Here is a 20,541-nt window from a genome sequence, read left to right as displayed (position 1 = left end):
GTTCGATATGGATGGGTTTCTTGTCTACTCGCGAAAGCGTGACAGAAGCACGCTTGCGGCGTTACGCGCGTCGATCCTCCGCTGCGCAACCTCGCGCGCCAGCGCGGCCAAGAGCGTGCGCGCCTGCGGGTCGGACCGCGCCCACTGCGCCACGCGCTCGCGCGCAAGATCGAGGATCTCGGCCTCGCGCTTGCTCGCCCGGCGTTGCGCGAGCCCCCCCGCCTCCGCAAGCCAGGCCCAATGGCGACCGCACGCGGAGAGGACCTCCTTGGCGCCTTCGCCCCGCGAAGCGTCCGTGCGCAGCACCGGCGGACGCCAACGCGGCGACGCCCCGTGCGCCTCCTCCGCAAGCGAGAGCGCCGACTCGATCTCGACGGCGGCCTGATCGGCGCCGGGAAGGTCCGCCTTGTTCACGACGAACACGTCGCCGATCTCCATGATGCCCGACTTGAACGCCTGGATCTCGTCGCCCAGCGAGGGCGCCGTGACGAGCACGACCGTGTCGGCCGTCTTCACGACGTCCACCTCGTCCTGCCCCACGCCCACCGTCTCGACGAAGATCATGTCCTTGCCCATCGCGTCGAGCACCGCCACCGCGTCGCCCGTCGCGCGCGAGAGCCCGCCGAGCGCGCCTCGCGTGGCAAGGCTTCGCACGAACACGCCCGGGTCCGTCGCGATCCTCTGCATGCGGATGCGATCGCCCAGCACCGCGCCGCCCGTGAACGGGCTCGACGGGTCCACCGCCACGACGCCCACCGTCCGCCCCTGCGTGCGCGCGAGCGCCACGAGCTTGTCCACAAGCGTGCTCTTGCCCGTCCCCGGCGCTCCCGTCACGCCGATCACGTGCGCGCGCCCGCCCAGCGGGTGCAGGAGCGAGAGCGCCTCCGAGGCGCCCCCGCCGTCGTTCTCAAGAAGCGTGATGAGGCGCCCGGCCGCGCGCGCGTCGCCTTCGCGAAGGCGCGAAACGAGCTGCGCCACGGAAGGGGCCGACGACGTCACGCCGCGTCGAGCTCCTTGCGGAAGAACGCCACGATCTCCTGCGTGCTCGTCCCCGGCCCGAAGATCTCCCGCACGCCCGCGCGCTTGAGCTCGCGCGCGTCGTCCTCCGGGATGACGCCCCCGCCCACCACGGGGATGTCGCCCGCGTCGCGCTCGCGGAGAAGCTCCAGCACGCGCGGGAAGAGCGCCATGTGCGCCCCCGAGAGGATGGAGAGCGCGACGGCGTCCACGTCCTCCTGCACGGCGGCAGCGGCGATCTGCTCGGGCGTCTGGCGAAGCCCCGTGTAGATGACCTCGAAGCCCGCGTCCGAGAGCGCGCGCGCGATCACCTTTGCGCCGCGGTCGTGCCCGTCGAGGCCGGGCTTTGCCACGAGGATGCGCCGGGGGCGCGTCGTGGCAGACGCGCGAAGCGCGTCCGCAGAGAGCGGGGGGCTCGGGGGGCTGCGGCCCCCCGGCGCGCGTGCGTCCGAGCGCGGCGCAATCGCCGACGGGTCCGGCCGGTCGCGCCGACTGCCCTTGAGCTTGCCCATGCGGGGGAAATCGGACCCGGGTACTTAAAACTCCGTGGGGGGAGGAACCGCGATGTTGCGGACCATGTATACATACGTATACCAATGTATGCATACGTATACATCTGGCGCTTGCTACCGCCCGTGTGGGGGGAAGAATCCCCCCACGCCCCCCTCTTTCTTGCTCTCTGCGGCCGCTTCGCGGCCGCTTTGGCGCAACGGTCTTGCGGGCACGCCGCCGACGAATCCCTCGACGTCCGAGTTCACGAGCGAATGCGCGGAGACGACCGCGCCGGGCGCAATCTTCACGCCGGGCAGGATCGTGCAGTTGGCGCCGATCGTGGCGCCCTTGCCCACGACGACCGGCCCCGTCCGCCACTCGCGCCGCAGGAACTCGTGCGTGAGGATCGTCGTGTTGTAGCCCACGATGCAATCGTCTTCGAGCGTGATGAGCTCGGGGAACAGGACGTCCATCGTGGCCGCCCACGCCACGCTCACGTTGTCGCCCACCTTCACGCCCATGCGACGGTACAGCCAGTTCTTGGCGCGGAAGCTCGGCAGGTCGCGCGCGAGCTTGTTGCAAAGCCAGTTGCGCGCCACGCGGCGCAGCGGGACGATCCGCCGCCAGTACTGCAGCGAGTTCGCGGGACCCGGACTCTCGCGCGTGGTCGTGCGTCGCATGGTCAGCCCCGGTACGTGCGGCGGAAGATTTCAGCGATTCGGCGCGCGAGCACCTCGCCGATGCCCTCGACCTCGCGAAGCTCCGCCTCGTCGGCGGCGGCGACGGCCGAGAGCGTGCGGAAGCGGCGCAGCAGGCGCTCGGCGAGGACGGCCGAGACGCCCGGCACGCCTTCGAGCACGACGCGGAGCTCGTCGTCGGGATCCGAGGCGCGCTTGTCCCCGCGCAGCGCGACGGGCCGCCCGGCCTCCTTCTGCTCGCGCCGCGCCATGCCGTACAGGAGGGCGGCCGTCTCGTGCGCGTCGCGCGTGCGCAGCACGGGCACGCCAAAGTCGGCGACGACGGAGGCGAGCGCGCCGTGCAGGGCCGCGGGCGGGATGCGGCGCGCGGGGGCGAGGTCCTCGCCTTCCACGACGAGGACGGGCGCGGCGTAGCTTTGGCGAAGGAGCTTCACCTGCGCGAAGAGGCGTCCGTCGACGAGGCTGTCGACGAGGTCGTCGACGGTCTTGCGCTCGACGCCCAGGCGGTCGGAGAGCACGAAGTCGCCCACGGGGAGCTGCGCGGGCTTCACGGCGACGTCCCTTGCCGCAAGCTCGCGCACGACGGGGCTCGTGAATTCGCGATGGTCGACGATGATCTCCAGGCGGGTCGGCGGGGCGGCGGCCGTGGAGCCGAGCGCCGGCTTCGCCGGCGGGCGGCCTTGCGGAATCGCCGCGGGCGATTCCGAGGGCCCGGAGGAAGCTTCGCTTCCTCCAGGGCTTTGGCCCCCCGGCGGCCCGTCGGGTTCCGATTCGCCGGACTTCGGCGGCGCAAAGGCTTCGAGGGGCGCCTGCGAGGCGCTCGGGGGCGCGCGGGCGGCGCTTGCGCTCAGGCTTGCGTTCACGGCCGCGAAGGATTTCCGCAGGTCGTCGACTTGCGCGCGCATGCGCTTCTCCTTGTTCTTCGCGCTCCAGTAGTAGGCCTCGTCGCGCGTGCCCTTGGCAAGGAGCACCACGACGCGGCCGGGTCGCAGGCGGCCGGTGCGGCCGCGGCGCTGGATCGTGCGGATCTCGCTTGCCACGGGCTCGTAGAAAAGGACGAGGTCGGTGGCGGGGATGTCGAGCCCCTCTTCGGCGACGCTCGTCGCGACGAGCACGTTGAACGCGCCGTCCTTGAACGCCTGCAGGACGGCGGCCTGCTCCTTCTGCGAGAGGCCTTTGTCCTCGCCGCGGCTGGCCTGCCCCACGAAGCGCGCGGGGCGGAGGCCCTCGACCTCGGCGAGCTTCTGGTGGAGAAGCTCGCACGTGTCGCGGTAGTGCGTGAAGACGATCGCGCGCGAGTCCGGCTTCTTCTCGAGCTGCTCGCGCAGGAGAAGGGCGACGCGCCGCAGCTTCGGATGCTCCACCCGCGTGCCCTCGGCGAGGATGCGCGCCTGGCGGATGCGAGGGTCGTCGAGGAGGGCCTTTGCCGCCTTCGAACGATCCTGCTCCAGCCGCTCGAAGTACGCTTGCAGCGCCTGGAGGCCCTGCGTCTCGACGAGCTCGAGCGCGTGGTTGGCCTTGAGCGCGCGCGCCTGGAGGCTCGCCATGCGGTAGAGCTCGCGGGGGGCCTTGTCGCCGGCCTCGCGAAGGCGCGCCTGGATGGCGGCTTGCGCCTTCAGGAGCTCGGCGGCGCCCACGCGCGGGGCGCGGACGAGGCTCGCCTCGCGCAGCGCGCGGACGTCCTCTTCGAGCGCGCGGCGGATGGGGTCCGCGACGGCGCGGAGCTGGTCGGGCATGGGAACCTCGAGCCATTCGAGCGCGATGCCGGGCACGTACGGTCGGACGTCGGGGTCCGATTCCGTGCGGATCTCGACGCCCTCGATGCCAAGGTTGCGGCAGACCTCGCCGATGCGCGCGGCCTCGCCGGGCGCCGAGGCCGCGCGCATCGGCGAGGCGGTCATGCCCAGGATGCGGCCTTCCGGCGCGCGGGCTCGGTAGCGCTCCGCGAGGAACGGGTACGCGTAGTCGCCGACTGCGCGGTGCGCCTCGTCGAAGACAACGATCGCGCAGTCGGCGAGGTCGACGCGCTCGGCGAGGACATCGTTGTGAACGACCTGCGGCGTTGCGCAGATGGCCTCGTGCGAGCTCCACAGGAGCGCGCGCTCGGAGGGCGGCGTCTCGCCGGTGAGCACGACCACGCGCGGCTGCGTGAGCGCGCGGGAGAGGAAGGCGGCGTGCTGTTCGGCAAGGGGCTTCGTGGGGGCGAGGAACAGCGCCTTCTGGCCGGGGCGCTGCCGCAGTCGCTCGGCGAGGACCGAAAGCGCGATGGCGGTCTTTCCAAGGCCGGTGGGCAGCACGACAAGCGTGTTGCGGGAAAGGCACGCGCGCGCGATCGCTTCCTGGAACGGCCGGCGCTCGAGGGTCGATGCGGCGATCCGGGGATGCTGCACGAACTCGGGCAACGGGCCGGCGCAACGCAACGCAAGTGCTTTAAGACGCCGGTGGCATGGGCGCGCGATGCGCGTGCTGCGGCGGGGAATCCTCGTGGGCGCCATGCTGTGCGCTTCCCTTTTCTTCGCGGCGCCGACGGGCGCGCAGCAGCCCGTGTGCGCGGCCGCTTCGTACGCGCTTGCGGTCGATCCGGCGACCGCGCGGCTGCCCCCGGGCGAGACGGCCGCGTACAACGTCACGCTCGCGAGCACGGACGCGGTCACGGCAAGCGTGCGGCTGTCGTTCTCGCAGCCCGACGCGGCGGAGTGGTCGCGAGCGCCCGAAGCGGAGGAGTTCACGCTTGCGCCCGGCTCGACGAAGACCGTGGTGCTGCGTCTCACCGCGCCGCAGAGCGTGGGTGCCGCGCGGTTTGCCGGCGTGACCGCGACTGCGTCCGTCACCTGTCCCCCGCCGATTCCGGTGCCCGGCGCGCCGCCTGTCTCGGGGCCGGTCCTCACGCAGACCGTCACGGCGTCCCTGGAGGTTCCGCCGCCCCCCTTCGTGCCGCCCTCGGGGGGCGGCGTGGGCCTTGGCGTCCTTCTTCTTTTCCCGTTGGCGCTTGCCGCGGTGGGCGCCGGCGCGTGGTGGTACCTGCGGTCGATGGGCGCGCCTCCGCTCCTGTCGGCGCCCGAGCCCCGCAAGAACGTGGAGCCGGGCAAGGGCGTCTCGTTCCCGCTCCGCCTGCGCAACGGCTCCTCGCAACGGGCGACGCTGCGGCTCGACGTGCAGGGCGGCGCCGAAGGGTGGACGGCCTTCCTCGCCATGCCCGACGTGCAGCTCGATCCGCGCGAGGAGCGGACCCTCTACGTTCTCGTGCGGTCGCCGGCGGGCGCGCGCGCGGGCGAGCACGTGGAGTTCTCCGTCACGGCGCGCGCGCCGCAGGGAGGGCCGACGCACGCCGCCAAGCTCGAGGCGTTCGTCGTCGGCGCGGGCGAAGGCGGCGCCGTCGCCTAGGATTCCGCTTGCTCGCGCTCGCGCTGCCGCGAGGTGCCGGGGGGGTCCGTCGGCGATGCGCGGCCGAGGGGGCCGTTGCCCTCGATGGCCGACTCCTCGCGGCGCTCGGGGCGCAGGAACGCCTCCGGCGGCTTGGTCTTTCGGTCGTAGAGCGTGGAGAGGATCTCGTCCAGCGATCGGTCGGTGGCCATGGGTCCCGCGTTTGCCGTGGTTCCGCAAAGGCCTGTTGGGACGGTTCACGGTCGGCGGGCCGCTAGCGGAGCCGGCGGTCCCGCCGTTTCTGCTCCCGCGCGGCGGCGGAGAGTTCGTCGGGAGCCCGCGGTTGCGCCATGGCCTCACGGGAGGCGCTCGCGCGCGCGGCCTCGTGCTGCCGCTCCGCGCGCTCGCGCGGATCTTCCGCCGGGATCGCGGAGCCGGGACGCGTGTAGTCTTTGCCGGCGTCTGCGGTCCCGCTCTCGCCCCCGCGTTTGGCAAGCTCGCGTTCGGTCTGGGAAACCTCGGGGCCCACGCGCTCGCGCGCGTCCCGCGCGACGTCGCCCACGCTCGGATCGGAGAGCACGCGCACGGATTCGTCGGGACGGGTTGCGAGCGATTCGGCCGCCGAGTCGTCGCTTGGCACGGCCTCCTCCCGGTCCGCGCGGTCCTTCTCGAGACGCCTCTGTTCGAAGACGTCGGTCACGGCTCGCCCCTGCCCGAGGCGCGGCCCGGGCGCCGCGGCGGGTGGTCCACGTGCGCGCGGACGGGCGGCGGCAGCGAGCGGGCGGCGCCGGCGATCTCCGGCGGCCGGGCGCCCGTCTCCGCCTGCGCGGCGACGGCGCGCTTCTCCCGCTCGACGTCGTCTGCCGGCCGATGCGCGTCGGACGGCTCCTCCGGATGCTCGGCGACGGTCGGCCGCTTGCGTCCTTGACCGTGCATGTGAAAGCCAAGGGCTCGGGGGGACGAGCAAGCTTGGGGACAAGGGTTGCTGCCCCGTCGGATTCAAGCAGGGGCGCGCGCTTGCCCGGATCGGATGGACGTCCGACGCTTCCTCGCCTTCAGCGACAGCATCTCGGAGCGGTGGTGGGATTCCCTTGCCCGGGTCCCCGCCGAGGCGTTGCGCGCCAACGTCGACTTCTCGTACTTCACGCCGCTTGGGATCCTCACGCACGTGGCCAACGTGGAGATGGCGTGGGCGGACGTCATCGCCGGCGAGCCGCCCGAGTGGGAACGCCACAAGCCGACGGAGTTCACGGGCCTGGGCGCGGTGCGCTCCTTCGCCCGGCAGGCCCGGGCGCGCACGCACGGCCTTGTCGCGTCGCTCGACGACGCCGGGCTCTTGCGCCTGTGCGGGCCCGTCGACCCCACGCACGCGGAGTCGCGGCCCGCGCGCTCGCACTACACGGTCGAGGAGATCCTCTTCCACATCCTCACGCACGAGCACCTCCACCGCGGCGAGGTGCTGGCGTCGCTGTGGCACCAGAACGTGGAGCCCCCGCCGTCGAACTACGTGGACTACGGCACGAAGCTTCGCTAGGGACGTCTACCGGCATACGCCGCGCGCAAGCCCGTCGGAGGACACCGTCTTGGCGTTGTTCGTCTCGTCTGCCTCCGGCAGGATGCCAGCCTCCCCGAGGAAGGCGTAGTCGGGGTCGGTCGGGCGGTCGATCGTCACGAGGATGTCGTATTCGCCGGGGACGGGCGCCAAGGGCGCCGGCGAAGCAAGGGAGGCCAGCGGGAAGCCGTAGCGCAGCTCGTAGGTCCGCTCGTGGCCTGGCAGGAGGTCCTCCTCCCACACCTGGGAGGCGTACGTGGCGCGCTCGCCGGAGGCGCGATCCGTCACGATGGCTTCGGTCCATGCGAGGAACCCGCCTGTGGGTCCCGGCCCGAGGTTTCGGATCGTGACGCGCAGGCGGCCGGGCCATCCGCCGTCGGCCGCCACGCATTCCTGCCTCTCCATGCGCTCGATCGCAAGGTCGGGCGGGGGCGGCGGCGCGGCCGGCGGGGGCTCCCACGCGGAGGCGGCGATCGGCTCCTCGGGCGGCGCCGTCGCCTCGCGCCTTCCCTCCACGAGGCCCAGCGGGTCGCGCTTTCCCTGAAGGACGCTTGCCGCCGAGAAGGTGCCCAGGAACAGCGCTGCGAGAAGGAGAACGAGGATCGCGGCTTGCAGCGGGCGATGCGGCGGCATGGTATCGTCCCCCCGCTGGCGAGGGGACGCTTCTCGTAGACCCCTTCCGCATTAACGATTCCTGTACGATCGTTCTCCACACACGACGTGACGTTCTTGGCGGAACCGTCATTCCCCCGCCCGTCGTGGATTCCGTGGGGCCCCGGGCCCGCACTGTCACCCACCCGAGTTCTCACCCGGCTGGCCACGAAACGGGGCCCCCGAATTCCTCCCGCCCGGGCGCCTGCGGGCGCCGCGGTCACCCGGCAAACGTGAAGATGCCGCCCATGACCGCCTTGCTCGCGTAGCTGATGAGCACGGCGATCCAGACCATGGCCACGAAATTCACGAAGCTTGCCGACCAGTCGCCGCCGTCGACGAGTTTCAGCATGACGGCCGCGGCAAGCGCGTGGAACACGAGCAGGAAGAAGAGCATCTCCTCGATGCCCGAGGTGTCCACGTCGATCGTGAGGTGGATCGGAACGAGGGTGGTGGGCACGCTCGCAAGCCCGAAGAGCGAGTTCAGCACGTCGAGCATGCCGATGCCGATGAACAGCGTGAAGGCCATGCCGGCGGTGAAGCCGAGCATGAGGCGCCGGAACGTGCCGGCCGTCCCGTAGCGGCTCTTGCGCAGGTTGAGGATGCGCGTCACGTTCGTGCTGATGATCTCGCCCACGGCCTGCGGTTTGCCCCCCGCGCGGATGCCTTCGATGAACATGGCGTTGAACTTCTCGATGAGGTTGCTGCCGCTCTCGGCCGAGAAGTGCTTCCAGGCGAGCACGTCGTGCAGGCGCCACGTCAGGCGCGCAAAGAGGTTGTGGACCTGGGTGGTAAGCGGGCCGAAGTTGTGCGCCATGAGCTTCTTTAGGACCTCGCGCAGCGATCCGCCCTTGGCGGCAAGCGAGGAGCCCAACGAGCGGACGAAGGCGGCGTAGTTGTCCTCGCGCCGCTTCACGCGCGCCTCGACCGTCTCGGCGAAGAGGCCGGCGGCGGCCATGGGCGTGACGGCGACGGCAAGGGCGAGCCCGACGGGCACGTCCAGCAGGCGCGGCAGCAGGAAAAACATCACGATGGCCGCGGCGGCGCCCCCGGTCACGAGGAGCTGGATCTGGTTGCGCTCCTTCGTCACGATGTCGAGGCGATGCCACAGGCGGTCGCTGGGGGCGCGCGACTGAAGCATGAACAGGAACAGGACCTCGAGGAAGAAGAACAGGAACAGGATGCCGACGAGGAGCTGCGAAGGATCGATGCCGGTGAGAAGCGGCGTGATGATGGCGAAGATCACGAGGAAGACGCCCGACATCATCGTCGAGAGGTAGAGGTCCTTCATGCCCTCGAGCTGGTAGATGGACGTCTCGTAGACCGTCGCGTACTCCTTCATGACGACGCTCTGCTCGTTGCGCAGGAACACCTCGAGGTCCTGACCGGTCTCGAGCGCGTGGGCCAGGCGCTCGAGGAAGTCGGCGAGGATGTTCGAGGGCGTCGTCTTCGAGACGAACCGGCAGGCCTGCGGGAGCGACAGGTTCCAGTTCGAGACGAGGCTGTAGATGCGCTGCATCTCATCGGCGAGCGCGTTGTACTCCTTCTTCTCGCCGAGGATGCGGATGATCTCGGCGCGCGGGATGTTCGACGTCGAGAGGACGCCAAAGTGCGTCATGAAGAACGGGATGGCGTTGTTGATCTCGGCGCGCTTCCTGTCGGCGAGCGAGACCGGAAGCAGGATCGCGACGCCGGCGGCAAAAGCGACGAGGAGAATCGGGACAAGCGGCGCGACGAACTCGGGCAGCAGGGGCGCGACCAGGCGCGGGACCAGGAGGGCGAGCACGATGCCGACGGCCACGATGGGCACGGCGTAGAACGTGACGTACCGGCTCGGGGGCATGTTGAGCGTCTGGAACGTCTTCGCGAGGTCGATCAATGCGGCAGCCCCTCCGGCATGTCGACCTTGAAGGGAAGGCAGGCGGGCCCCTTGTCCGCGTAGGCGAACAGCAGGCGGTTGACCTCGTGGGTCTCCAGGATGCCGTGGTCCACCATGCCCTGCAGCACGCGCGTGCGAAGCTCGAGCTCGGCGTAGATCTGTCGCGGGTCCTCGTAGCCGTGCTGCTCGGCGATCTTCTTCTCGAGGATGTACGAGTTGTTCATCCCCTTGAACGTGTGGCGATCCGACGCGGCGTCGTAGACGAAGACGGGCCGCGTCATGATGCCCCCGTCCATCTCGCTGTAGCCCTCGATCTCGTCCACGGCCGTCACGCGGCGGATGAGGCGACCTTTCTTGTAGAGCGCCTGCTGGAAGACGGCCACGTTCAGGTTGTCCATGAACGTGAGCGGGATGTTGATGGGATCGGCCGTGAGCCGCTGGATCATCTTCACCTTGTTGCTCGCATGGAACGAGGCGACGGTCGGGTGCCCCGTCTGCATGGCTTGGAAGGCGACGGCGCCCTCGGCGCCGCGGATCTCGCCCACCACGATGTAGTTCGGGCGCGACCGCAGCGCGGCCTTGAGGAGGTCGAACATCTTCACGCGCGCCTCCTCGGGACCCGACTCCCGCGTGAGCAGGCGCTGCCAGACGGGGTGCGCGGGCCGCACCTCGGGCGTGTCCTCGGCGCTGTAGAGCTTGCTTCGCGGCGGGATGAACTGCAGGATCGAGTTCAGCGTGGTGGACTTGCCGCACGCGGCCTCGCCGCACACGAACAGCGACATGGAGTTCTCCAGGCACAGCCACAGGTACGCGGCGATCTGGGCCGTCAAGGTCTTCCACGCGATGAGCTGCGTGACGGAGAGGGGGTTCTCGTGCACGCGGCGGATCGAGAAGCTCGGCCCCTTGCGGGACACGTCGTCGCTGTAGACGACGTTGATGCGCGAGCCGTCAAAGAGCGTCGCGTCCACGATCGGGCGCGCGTCGGAGACGGGCCGTCCGATGCGCTCGGACAGGTTGCGAAGGTACGAGTCGAGGTAGCCCTCGTCCTCGAAGCGGACGTTGCTTGGAAGCATGTCGAAGAACTTGTGGATGACGTGGATGTAGCCTGTTCCCACGCTCTGGATGTCCTCGAGGTAGGGATCCTGCATGAAGGGCTCAAGCGGCCCGTACCGCGCGATGTCGCGGAGCACGTGGTAGCGGAGGATCGGGGCGCGCGCCGGGTCCACCTGCACCTTGCCGGGGCTCTTCGTCGGCGCGACGACCTTGTCGAAGAGGCGGAGGATCGCGGCTTCGAGCTCGGCCTGGCCCTTGGGCGGCTTGTCGTACAGGGCGGCCTGGAAGATGGCGTCCTTGGCCGCAAGCGCAAGCCTCACCTCGGGCCCCTCGAGCGCGGGCTCCACGACCGTGTACAGCTGGCGGCGGTCCACCGTGTGCACGTGCGCGTACATGCCCGGCGCGGTGGGGTAGACGACGTCCACCTCGGCATCGTCCACCTGCGGCACGAGCACGCGCGCCCATCGCGGGACGCGCCCGTGCTCGGAGCGGTACCGAGCGAGATAGCGCGCAAGCTCGGGGTCGGCGGCAAGCGCCTCCTCGAGCGTCTCGGGGGGCTGCGCGGGCGGGCCGCCGTTGCCCGGGACGTGCGCGACCTTCAGCGGCTGTGCGATGCCATCGCCTCCTCGATGCGGAAGGGAAGCACGGCGTCGCCCTTCTCGGCGTATTCCTGGAAGAAGCGCGCCATGCGGTGGTAGTCGAACTCCTTGCGGCGGGCGAACTCCTCGAGGATCGCCGTGCGCTTGTCGAGCTCGGCGTAGATCGCGCGCTTGTCCTTGAAGCCCATCTTCTCGGCGACGAGGTTCTCGAGGACGTACGAGTTGTTGCGCCCGCTGAACTGGAACTTGTCGGACACGGGGTCCCACGCGAACACCTGCCGCGTGATGACGGACTTCGTGCGCTTGCTGTAGCCCTCGATCTCCTCCACGGCGAGCACGCGGCGGAGCATCTTGCCGTGGACGTACACGGCCATCTGGATGAGCACGACGTTCAGGTTGTCCATGAACGGCAGCGGAACGTTGATGGGGTCGCTGCTGAAGCGCTGGATGAGCTTGCCCACCGAGGAGGCGTGGAACGTGGCCATGGTGGGGTGGCCCGTCTGCATGGCCTGGAAGGCGACGGCGCCCTCGGCGCCTCGGATCTCGCCCACGATCACGTAGTTGGGGCGGGAGCGCAGCGCGGCCTTGAGGAGATCGTACATGGTGACGCTGCTCTCCTTGTTGCCCCGGTCGCGGGTGATGAGCTGCTGCCAGTTCGCGTGCGGCGGGAGGACCTCGGGCGTGTCCTCGGCGGTGAGGATCTTGCTCCGCGGCTTGATGAAGGGAAGGATGCCGTTCAAGGTGGTCGTCTTGCCGGAGGCCGTCTCGCCGGCCACGAAGACGGACATTCCGTTCTCCAGGCACAGCCACAGGTACGCGCCGATGCGCGCCGACCAGGTGCCCCACGCGATGAGCTGCGTGGCTGGAAGCGGCGTGTCGCTGAACTTGCGGATCGTGAACGACGAGCCGCCCTTGCTCACCGCATCGCTGTAGACGACGTTGATGCGGGAGCCGTTCGGGAGGGCGCCGTCCACGATGGGGCTCGAGTCGGAGATGGGTCGCCCCATGCGCTCGCCCATCGTCTCGAGCCAGCGGTCGAGGTGGGAGAGGTCGCGGAACTTGATGTTCGTGTCCACCATGCCGAAGATCTTGTGCACGACGTGCAGGTTGCGCATGCCAAGGCCGTTGATGTCCTCGATCCACGTGTCGCGCATGACCGGCTCGATGGGCCCGTGCTCGACGACGTCGCGGAAGAGGGCGTACCGAAGCTTCTCGAGAAGCGGGCCGTTCACGGGCACGCGCTTCTTGCGGAAGCCCGTCCCGACGGTGACGCCGCCGCCTTGGAGGATCTTGTCGAGGAGCTTCCCGAGCGCGTCCTTGTACTCCGCCGGCTCGTCGGGGACGGCCACCTCGGGCGCGCGCAGGAACACCTGCATCTTCAACGCCTCAAACGTGGATTCCTCCTCGGGCGCAAGCACGGGCTCGATCGCGTAGTAGCGAGGGAACAGGCTCGTGCCGTCCTTCACCAGGTGGACGAAGATGGGGTCGCCCACCGGGTACAGGAAGTCGAGGGGCTTGGCGGCCTTGAGGTCGCGCGTCATGACGGGCTTCCATGCCGGCTGGGGCTTCCCCTGGGCGGCAAGCGAGGCGAGGTAGGCCCCGAGGTGGGGGTTGCGGGCGACTGCGTCCTCCAACGCGTCGTTCTGCGTGTCCTCTCCCCCCGTGCGGCGCTCAGACGACCGACTTGATCTCGATCACGATCCCCACCCCCGGCTCGACCCGGTACCCGATGACGTCGCCGAAGCGACCCTGGGCCCGCGACAGCCGGTTCACCACGATGCGCCGCGCCGCCACGTTGCCCAGGAGCTCGAACTTGAGCGACAGGAACATGTCGGCGCTCTCCTTGAACAGGCTTGCGACCTCGTCGCGCACCTGGCCCGACTCGAAGTTCACGACGATCGTCTTGCCCAGCGAGTTCAGGCGCTTGAAGAGGTAGAGGGCCTCCTCGATCTGCTCCATGGCCGCGGCGCTTGAGCCGCTCATGCGCTCGTGGTCGGCCAGGAACTTCGAGAAGCTGTCGAAGAGGATGACGTCCTTCGTGTACATCTTCTGGGTGCGCACGACGCGCCGGAGGAGGTCGTGACGCGGCGCGCGCGCCCCGAGGAGCGGGTAGACGGGGATGAAGACGAGGCGCTCCTCGACGACGGCCTTCTCGACGTCGTACTTGAGGCTCTCCATCTGGTCGAGGAAGCCCGCCGTCGTGAGCTCGGTCGAGACGTAGGTCACGGAGTGGCCGTTCTGGACGAGGCCGTAGGAAAGACGCTGGCTTAAGATGGACTTGCCCGCCCCGTACTCGCCCTCGACGATGACGAGCGAGCCGCGGGGAAGGCCGCCCCCGAAGCGCTCGCAGAGCTCGTCGCGGTCGAGGCCGAAGCCGTACGGCTGCATCCTAGCTCCTCCGGAATTCGATCTCGGCGGCGATGCCGCTCTCCGTCACCACGCGCGCCCGGTGGTCCCCCGTCGGGACGATCCCGGCGACCGCGACCTGCGCGACCTCGCCGGGCCGGATCGTGTCGTCGTCGTCGCTTCCGAGCACGTCGAAGGTCGCGTTCGTGTACACACGACCGTCGAGGAGGACCGTGAGCAGGGTCACGCGCACGTTGGCCGTTCCCGTGTTCTTCACGTAGAGCACGAGATCGTCCGAGTTCATCTGGAACGGATCGTTCACGATGGCGACGTCCGTGCGCAGGCTCCGCGCGACGCCCGCCCCGCGCGCGTCGAGCCCTCCGGAAAGGTCGTTTGACACGCCGCCTACGATCACGACGAGCGACCCCGCAAGGAGGATCCCGGCGATGAGGAAGACCATCTCCGTGACGGCCGACGACGCCACGTCACTCCCTCCAGAAGGCCATCTTGCCGTCGGGCGCGGCAAGCGCCACGTGGGCGGGAAGCTGCGGGTTGGCGACCTCCAGCACAAGCGTCGTCTTGGGGGGCCACACGAGCGTTTCCGCCCCTTCCACGAGCACGCTTGTCACGTTGGCGTCGCGCACGACGCCGTCGAGCAGCACGTTCACCAAGCTAGCGTTGTACGTGACCGCGCCGTCGTTGAAGGCCGTGATCACCGCCCGCGGCGTGCCCGATGCCTCGAAGACGACGTCGTCGACGCGAAGGGCCCCTTGCGCGGCGCGCTCGAGGCGCGATTGCGCGTCGTTCACGCCTTCCAGGACCTTCTTCTGCGCGTTGAGGAACGCTCCTGTCGTCTGCGTGAGCACGAACAGGCCCGCGGTGAGGAGAATCGTCGCCACCACGATCAGGCTGAACCCCATCGCCCCACACCCCCCGCGTTCGGCTATCCGCGCTTGGCCAGGCGCTTGATCGCGTGTTCAAGCTGCACGACCTCGCCCTCGTTGAGGCGGTTGCCCGCGAGGTAGTCAAGGAACCGGAGGCTTGTCATGTGGATGTGGACGAGCTCCTTGGGATCGACCACGCGCGAGGGCGGCGCGGACTCGTCCCGCGGCGCGATGCCCTGCGCGAGGTTGCGCATCCACTGGTGCACCTCCTCGCCGATCCAGCCCACCTCGCGGTAGTAGTCGATGAAGCGGTGGAGGTCTTGCGGCTCCACCGTCTGGAGCATGTACTCGAACCATTGCAGCGTGACGTACGACTCGCGCAATCCCTGCGCGCTCATCTCCGCCACGGGCACGCCCGGCGGGCCCTTCCACATGCCCGAGACGGGCACGGATGGGGCCTTCATGAGCGGGGGCATCGGCGGGAACGAGAGAGCCGGGGCCAGAGCGCTCGCCGCGGGGGCCGGCCCGGCGGAGCCGGGCGACGGGTCGGAGGGAGGAAGCAGCGCGTCGAGGCCCAGGGAAGGCGGAGCGGGAGCGGGCGCCGCAGCGTCGGCGGGCGCCGGTTGAGCCGGGGCGATCCCCGGGACGGCTAGCGCGACGGGCGCGTCGTCTTCGGGCACGACCGGCACGATCTCGCGGACGCCGTTTCCGTTGCCCGGCGTCGGGCGCGTCATGTTGGCGCCCCCGGCGAAGGGCTCGGCCTCCTCGTGGCCGAGGAACGGATTGTAGTTCATCGAGAGGACTTCCGAGAGGTTGAGGAGGAACTTCATGCGCTCCTCCATGCGGCCCACCTTGTCGGTGAAGCCCTTCATGGTGTCCCGCTCGCTGTCGACGCTCTTGGCCAGAAGCGTGATCTTCTCGGAGAGGTCCTGCATCCACGGCTCGGGCTGCGCGGCGCCTGGAACCGGAGCGGCGGGAGGAACGGCGGGCGCCGACGGCGGCGGCGCGGGGGGAGGCTGCGGCGCGGGCGCAGCCGCGGGGGCGATTGCCGGCGCGGCGGCCGCAGGCGGCGCGGCCGCGAGGCCCTCCTCCTTCTTCCCTCGTCCGAACATGAGTCTCACCTCGGGGCGCAAGCCGATCCCGCCGGTCGGCTCGCCGTCACCCGGGAACGTATTGCGACGCGCGGTGGGATATAACCGGAACGGACGGGGCGTTTTCCCGGAAGCGTCGGTGGGGAAACCGGACTTTCGGGAGAACACCGCCGCTTTAAGACGGGTTTCCTGCGCACATGCGCAGTAAACCCTTCGGCGACCGCTCTACCGGAGCGTCACGACGAGGTTCGTGCCGTAGCTTGCCGGCGCGATGAAGTCGGCGCGCACGTGCGTGCCGATCTCGGGCACGAGCAGGATCTCCATGGGCTTGCGGGCCGAGAGCTGGAGGCTGTCGGCCGTGAGGTTGATGTTCACGACCACGAGGTCCCCCGCGTTGATGACCGGGTTGAGGAACGTGAACGACCCGTCGGCGTCGCGCAGGGCCGTCGTGTTGAACTTGCCCTGCGACTCCGTCCCGCTCGTCCAGCCGAGCACGGTCACGCGCTGCCCGGTGTTCATCTGGATCATGAGCTGCGAGAGATCGATGCTCTGCGCGCCCGGAGCCACGCTAAGCGTGATGTTCATCATGGTCATGTTCGCCTCGGACAGGGAGGCGCGCTTGCCCGTGATGCTGTTGACCTGAAGGTTGCTTGCCACCTGCTGGGTCGTCTCCTGGCCGGTGCGCGTGGAGCGCTCCTGGAGCTTCCCGCTCGTGTCGATGAGGACCGAGGCGGCGATGGCGGCGACGAGGACCGTCGCGATGAAGACGATCATCGTGCCGATCCCGACCTCGGCGCGATCGTTCCGTTCCAACGCCTTGCGGCAAGCCTTCATGCCGATGTCACCCGAACCCGTTTCGTTCGTGCTAGGAGATAAACGCTGGACGGGAAGCCACGGGGACCCAGGTCTCCCTCGACCCATGGTCCTGTTCCCCTGGGCCGTCCTCTGGGACGGGTTCAAGTCCCGTGATGCGGGCGATGGAACCCGAGGGTAGGGCCGCGGGGACGCGGACGGTCTGGCGGACGGCGACGGAGTCTCCCACGTGGAGGGTCTGCTGGATCTCGACCGCGCGGCCCGGCACGTAGATGCCCTCGGGCACGCGCAGGTGGATCTCGACGAGGTCGCCCGCGTTTGCCACCGGCGGCTCCTGCGACGTGGAGCCGTCGTTGTCGCGAAGCGCGGAGGCGACGAAAATGCCCGGACCGGCTTCCTGGGAGAACGTGAACGTGTGGGAGGTCCCGCGGATCTCGAGCACGATGCGCACCGAGCGAAGGTCCACGGGCCCCGACCACGCCGGGACGCCCAGGAGTTCGCGGATTTCGAGGCCCGGCGCGTCCACCCGCGCGCGGATCTCGAGGACCTGCATCGTGGCCGGATCGCTGCCCCCCGTTCGCTCGTCGGCAAACGCGCGCGAATCCTCGCCCATCTTCGTGGCGGAGCTGATGAGGAAGCTTGCCCCCAAGCTTGCGGCGCCGATGCCCACGAGCACGAAGGCGACGGTGAGGAGGCTTGCGGCCCCGGCGTCGTCCTTGCGCGCGGAGGCGCCAACGAAACGACGAACGGTGCGCTCGACCATGCCCATCCCGCGCCGTGGTTTTCGCGGTCCCTGTATATGGTCCTTGCTCCGGGTCCCCCGACGCTTGGCAGCAATCAACCCGGTCGCGGCCCGGGAACCGGCTCCCTACTTAAGGGGGATGATGAGGCTCGATCCGTAGGATGGCGGGGTCGAGAATCCCACGTTGAGCGCGGCGCCCCCCTCGGGAAGGAAGGTCATCGTGACCTCGTCGCGCGGACGAAGCGGCATCTCGTTGGCCCCCGCTCCAAGCTCGATCGTGAGCCTCACGACGTCGCCCGACGTGACGGCCGGATTGCCCGCGGAGAACGAGCCGTCGGGGTCGCGGATCGCCTCGGCCGCGTAGGTTCCCGCGCCCGGCGCGCCGCTTGTGTAGGCAAGCGTGAGGCGCATCGTGCCGTTGCCCAGCTGGATGCGCAGGGGGTCGAGGTCCATGGCCGCGGCGCCGGCGGCAAGCGAGACGTACACCTCGAGCGTCTGGAGGCCCTCGTCCGAGACGCTGCTGCGAAGGCCCACGATGCTGTCGACGGAGAGGAAGGTGGCCACCTGCGTGGTCGTGTCCTGCCCCGCTCGCGTGGCGCGTTCTTGCAGCTTGCCGCTCGTGTCGATGAGGACGGCGGCGGCGATGGCCGCGATGAGCACGGTCGCGATGAACACGATCATCGTGCCGATGCCCACCTCGGCCCGCCCGCGGCGGTCCCGCGAAAAGGCGTTGGCTCGCACGGGGTCACGCTCGAGAGAATGGGAAAGAAACGGGGCCGGCCGCGTGGCCGGCCCCGGCGTTCGTCGATGCGGCGATCACCCTACTTGAGGGTGATGTACGTGTCCGAGCCGTACGTGGCCGGCGTCACGAAGCCGACGTGGACGCGGTTGCCGATCTCCGGGATGAAGATCATCGTGACCGCGTCGCGGGGCTCGAAGGGCATGTTGTTGCCCTCGCGCGCCACGCCGTTGTTGTCACGGCCTTCCTTCCAGAGGCTCAGCGTGATCTTCACCATGTCCCCCGCGTTCATGACCGGCGACGAGAAGCTGAACGAGCCGTCCGCGTCGCGCACGGCCGTCGCGTTGTACTTGCCCTTCGTCGCGTTCACGTAGGCTCCCGTGTCGGTCGCAAACGCGGTGTTGGCCGCGCAGCCCGTCGCGGTGGCCGTGCAGAGGTTCGTGCCGGACCACTCGAGCACCGTTTGCTTCGTCCCGTTGAACAGGTGGATGCGCAGCTGCTTCAGGTCCACCGTGCTCGCGCCGGGTGCCAGCGTGATGTACACCTCGGTCTCGTTGAGCCCGGCGGCGGAGGTTGCGTTGCGCTTGCCGACGATGCTCTCGATCTGGACGTTGCTGGCCACCTGCTCGGTCGTCTGCTGCCCGGTGCGCGTGGAGCGCTCCTGCAGCTTCCCGCTCGTGTCGATGAGGACGGCGGCCGCGATCGCCGCCACCAGGACGGTGGCGATGAAAACGATCATGGTGCCGATGCCGACCTCGGCCTTGTCTTGGAAGCGTTGAATTGCCTTGCTGTTGGCTCGCATGGTTTCGTCACTCTCCGAGGATCCTCACTTGAGGCGGATGATGGTGTCCCCGCCGTAGCTGTTCGGCGTCTGGAAGCCGACGACGATCTGGTTGCCGACCTCCGGCGAGAATTCGAGAACGACGGACGTGCGCGGGGTCCATTCCTGGCTGATCGCCGTGTTGTCGATCTGCAGCTTGACGAGGTCCCCCGCGTTCATCACGGGGTTCGCGGCGGTCCAGCCGCCGTCGGCGTCCCGCACCTTTGCGGCCGAGAACTCGGTCGCCGAGGCGGCGCCGTTCACGTACCGGAGGACCGACTGGGCCGCGCCGGTGCGAACGATGATTCGCAGCTCGTTCAAGTCCACCGAGCTTGCGCCGGGCGCAAGCGCCACGTAGACCTCGGTGTCCTTGATGCCAGCATCGGACGCCGCGTCGCGCAGGCCGATGATGCTGTCCACCTGCAGGTTGCTTGCGACCTGCTCAGTCGTCTGCTGCCCGGTGCGCGTGGAGCGCTCCTGCAGCTTCCCGCTCGTGTCGATGAGGACGGCGGCCGCGATCGCCGCCACCAGGACGGTGGCGATGAAAACGATCATGGTGCCGATGCCGACCTCAGCTTGGTCCCTTCGCTTGTCAATGGCGTTGCGGTTGGCCCGCATGCTCGTCACCGGCGGATCGAATGTCGGCCCGCTATAATAACCCCCCATCGAATGGGAGAACCGCACAAACACCCGCTTTCGAAAGTCCGCACACACGGCCGCCGCAACCGCGGCGACCGTCGGCGAGAAAGCGCGCGCTGGCGCACGATTTTCCTGTTGATGGATGCCGCTACTTCAGCGTAATGATGGAGTCGGTGCCGAAGCTCGCCGGCGTCTGGAAACCGACCTGCACGCGGTTGCCCACCTCGGGGATGAGGTACATCAAGACCTCCCGTCGCGGGCCCCAATCGAACCCGTTGGGTCCGTTGGCGATCGAGACGCGGATGAGGTCCCCCGCGTTCATGACCGGCGTGGCGGCCGTGAAGGAGCCGTCGGCGTCTCGGATCGCCGTCGTGTTGAAGGTGCCCACGAGCGCCGCGCCCGTCCAAGGGTTCTCGCTGCTGTACTGGAAGATGAGCTGGTTGTGGCCGTCGCGGACCTGGACGCGCATCTGCGCGAGGTCCACGTTGCTTGCCCCCGGCGCAAGGCCGAGGTAGATCTGGGTCCAGTTGAGGGTGGAGGAGAGGTTGCCAAGGCCGTCCCACTCGTCGCGCAGGGCGACGATGTATTCGACCATGAGGTTGCTGGCCACCTGCTGCGTGGTCTCCTGGCCGGTGCGCGTGGAGCGCTCCTGCAACTTGCCGCTTGTGTCGATGAGCACGGCGGCCGCGATCGCGGCGACAAGCGTCGTCGCGATGAACACGATCATGGTGCCGATGCCAACCTCGGCCCGCTCGCTCCGCAAACGTAGGGCTGTCCGGTTGGCTCTCATCTCGTCACCGGAAGCCCGATCGGCGTCAGAATCTAATAAAGCCGGAGCAAACGGACGAATCCCCCAAATCGGGACTTTTGGAGCCCGGGCCGGATCAGGGGGAAAGGCCGGGACCAAGCTCCCCGGGGGGGCGGCTCTGCCGGCGGGCGAGGATCACGCTGCGGACGTACTCCTCCGTCCGGGAGAGCTGGTCCTCAAGCGCTTCAATCCGCTCGCAAAGCTGGGAAAGCTCCTGCTTTTCCTGATCCTTGGCGGCGAAGATGAGCTGGAAGTCCTGGAGGGCGCGCCGAAGCGGCTCGTCGGAGGCGGGCGACGGGGGCGGCGGGGAGGCCGCAGGCGCAGGCTCGGTCGGTTCGGGCGGCGCGACCTCGAT

24 protein-coding genes are annotated in these 20,541 nt (G+C 69.3%); 2 read left to right on the top strand and 22 right to left on the bottom strand.

The genetic code is table 11. The features are described from left to right. Nucleotides 1-24 precede the first annotated feature (24 nt). The 4 genes from meaB to VM681_08605 form a co-directional block, all read right to left on the bottom strand. Nucleotides 25-999, bottom strand: coding sequence for a methylmalonyl Co-A mutase-associated GTPase MeaB (gene meaB / locus VM681_08620; protein ID HVL88047.1), 975 nt, complete (start codon nt 997-999; stop codon nt 25-27). After that, a complete protein-coding gene (locus tag VM681_08615) occupies nt 996-1,376 on the bottom strand; it encodes a cobalamin B12-binding domain-containing protein (protein HVL88046.1) in 381 nt (126 codons plus the stop codon). The genes meaB and VM681_08615 overlap by 4 nt, the downstream gene beginning before the upstream one ends. Before the next feature lie 267 nt (nt 1,377-1,643). Beyond that, on the bottom strand, nt 1,644-2,189 hold the full coding sequence (locus tag VM681_08610; protein HVL88045.1) for an acyltransferase: 546 nt from the start codon (nt 2,187-2,189) through the stop codon (nt 1,644-1,646). Nucleotides 2,190-2,191: 2 nt separating this feature from the next. Continuing rightward, nucleotides 2,192-4,609 (bottom strand): DEAD/DEAH box helicase, encoded by a 2,418-nt coding sequence (locus VM681_08605; GenBank protein HVL88044.1) that lies wholly within the window; start codon nt 4,607-4,609, stop codon nt 2,192-2,194. Between the two features lie 55 nt (nt 4,610-4,664). Here VM681_08605 and VM681_08600 point away from each other — a divergent pair, with 55 nt between their 5' ends. Continuing rightward, on the top strand, nt 4,665-5,591 hold the full coding sequence (locus tag VM681_08600; protein HVL88043.1) for a hypothetical protein: 927 nt from the start codon (nt 4,665-4,667) through the stop codon (nt 5,589-5,591). On the opposite strand, the gene VM681_08595 is transcribed toward VM681_08600, so the two are convergent. The 3 genes from VM681_08595 to VM681_08585 form a co-directional block, all read right to left on the bottom strand. Then, nucleotides 5,588-5,782, bottom strand: coding sequence for a hypothetical protein (locus VM681_08595; GenBank protein HVL88042.1), 195 nt, complete (start codon nt 5,780-5,782; stop codon nt 5,588-5,590). The genes VM681_08600 and VM681_08595 overlap by 4 nt on opposite strands. A gap of 62 nt (nt 5,783-5,844) precedes the next feature. Next, complete coding sequence (locus tag VM681_08590; GenBank protein ID HVL88041.1) at nt 5,845-6,270, bottom strand: hypothetical protein; 426 nt, start codon at nt 6,268-6,270, stop codon at nt 5,845-5,847. Continuing rightward, nucleotides 6,267-6,506, bottom strand: coding sequence for a hypothetical protein (locus tag VM681_08585; GenBank protein ID HVL88040.1), 240 nt, complete (start codon nt 6,504-6,506; stop codon nt 6,267-6,269). Before VM681_08585 ends, VM681_08590 begins: the two co-directional genes overlap by 4 nt. Nucleotides 6,507-6,600: 94 nt before the next feature. Here VM681_08585 and VM681_08580 point away from each other — a divergent pair, with 94 nt between their 5' ends. After that, nucleotides 6,601-7,104 carry a DinB family protein gene (locus tag VM681_08580; protein ID HVL88039.1) on the top strand — a complete coding sequence of 168 codons (504 nt, stop codon included), beginning with the start codon at nt 6,601-6,603 and terminating at the stop codon, nt 7,102-7,104. 6 nt (nt 7,105-7,110) lie between these two features. Here VM681_08580 and VM681_08575 read toward each other — a convergent pair whose 3' ends face one another. From VM681_08575 to VM681_08505, 15 genes are all read right to left on the bottom strand, one after another. Next, nucleotides 7,111-7,755, bottom strand: coding sequence for a hypothetical protein (locus VM681_08575; protein ID HVL88038.1), 645 nt, complete (start codon nt 7,753-7,755; stop codon nt 7,111-7,113). Nucleotides 7,756-7,993: 238 nt separating this feature from the next. Continuing rightward, a complete protein-coding gene (locus VM681_08570; GenBank protein ID HVL88037.1) occupies nt 7,994-9,652 on the bottom strand; it encodes a type II secretion system F family protein in 1,659 nt (552 codons plus the stop codon). Then, nucleotides 9,649-11,160, bottom strand: coding sequence for a type II/IV secretion system ATPase subunit (locus tag VM681_08565; GenBank protein ID HVL88036.1), 1,512 nt, complete (start codon nt 11,158-11,160; stop codon nt 9,649-9,651). The genes VM681_08570 and VM681_08565 overlap by 4 nt, the downstream gene beginning before the upstream one ends. 143 nt (nt 11,161-11,303) lie before the next feature. Further along, nucleotides 11,304-12,938 (bottom strand): type II/IV secretion system ATPase subunit, encoded by a 1,635-nt coding sequence (locus VM681_08560; protein ID HVL88035.1) that lies wholly within the window; start codon nt 12,936-12,938, stop codon nt 11,304-11,306. A 37-nt stretch (nt 12,939-12,975) separates the two neighbouring features. Next, entirely contained in the window at nt 12,976-13,692 is a 717-nt protein-coding gene (locus tag VM681_08555; protein HVL88034.1) for an ATPase domain-containing protein, read from the bottom strand. Between the two features lies 1 nt (nt 13,693). Then, on the bottom strand, nt 13,694-14,134 hold the full coding sequence (locus VM681_08550; GenBank protein ID HVL88033.1) for a hypothetical protein: 441 nt from the start codon (nt 14,132-14,134) through the stop codon (nt 13,694-13,696). Nucleotide 14,135: 1 nt separating this feature from the next. Further along, a complete protein-coding gene (locus tag VM681_08545; GenBank protein HVL88032.1) occupies nt 14,136-14,570 on the bottom strand; it encodes a hypothetical protein in 435 nt (144 codons plus the stop codon). Between the two features lie 23 nt (nt 14,571-14,593). Beyond that, the gene (locus VM681_08540; GenBank protein HVL88031.1) at nt 14,594-15,646 is read right to left on the bottom strand and encodes a FlaD/FlaE family flagellar protein; all 1,053 of its coding nucleotides are present in this window, start codon (nt 15,644-15,646) and stop codon (nt 14,594-14,596) included. Between the two features lie 204 nt (nt 15,647-15,850). After that, nucleotides 15,851-16,459 carry an archaellin/type IV pilin N-terminal domain-containing protein gene (locus VM681_08535; protein ID HVL88030.1) on the bottom strand — a complete coding sequence of 203 codons (609 nt, stop codon included), beginning with the start codon at nt 16,457-16,459 and terminating at the stop codon, nt 15,851-15,853. A gap of 31 nt (nt 16,460-16,490) precedes the next feature. Further along, entirely contained in the window at nt 16,491-17,207 is a 717-nt protein-coding gene (locus VM681_08530; protein ID HVL88029.1) for a hypothetical protein, read from the bottom strand. A gap of 99 nt (nt 17,208-17,306) precedes the next feature. After that, the gene (locus VM681_08525; protein HVL88028.1) at nt 17,307-17,876 is read right to left on the bottom strand and encodes a flagellin; all 570 of its coding nucleotides are present in this window, start codon (nt 17,874-17,876) and stop codon (nt 17,307-17,309) included. Nucleotides 17,877-18,001: 125 nt separating this feature from the next. Further along, a complete protein-coding gene (locus VM681_08520) occupies nt 18,002-18,721 on the bottom strand; it encodes an archaellin/type IV pilin N-terminal domain-containing protein (protein ID HVL88027.1) in 720 nt (239 codons plus the stop codon). Between the two features lie 24 nt (nt 18,722-18,745). Continuing rightward, on the bottom strand, nt 18,746-19,357 hold the full coding sequence (locus tag VM681_08515) for an archaellin/type IV pilin N-terminal domain-containing protein (GenBank protein ID HVL88026.1): 612 nt from the start codon (nt 19,355-19,357) through the stop codon (nt 18,746-18,748). 169 nt (nt 19,358-19,526) lie between these two features. Beyond that, a complete protein-coding gene (locus VM681_08510; protein HVL88025.1) occupies nt 19,527-20,168 on the bottom strand; it encodes an archaellin/type IV pilin N-terminal domain-containing protein in 642 nt (213 codons plus the stop codon). Nucleotides 20,169-20,262: 94 nt separating this feature from the next. Beyond that, nucleotides 20,263-20,541: hypothetical protein (locus tag VM681_08505; GenBank protein HVL88024.1), on the bottom strand; the 279-nt coding region annotated here is incomplete at its 5' end.

The sequence above is a fragment of the Candidatus Thermoplasmatota archaeon genome (assembly GCA_035541015.1).
In the GTDB taxonomy this organism is placed as follows: domain Archaea; phylum Thermoplasmatota; class SW-10-69-26; order JACQPN01; family JAIVGT01; genus DATLFM01.
Note: the sequence above shows the minus strand (reverse complement) of the source record. Positions and strands in the feature narration are given on the sequence as shown.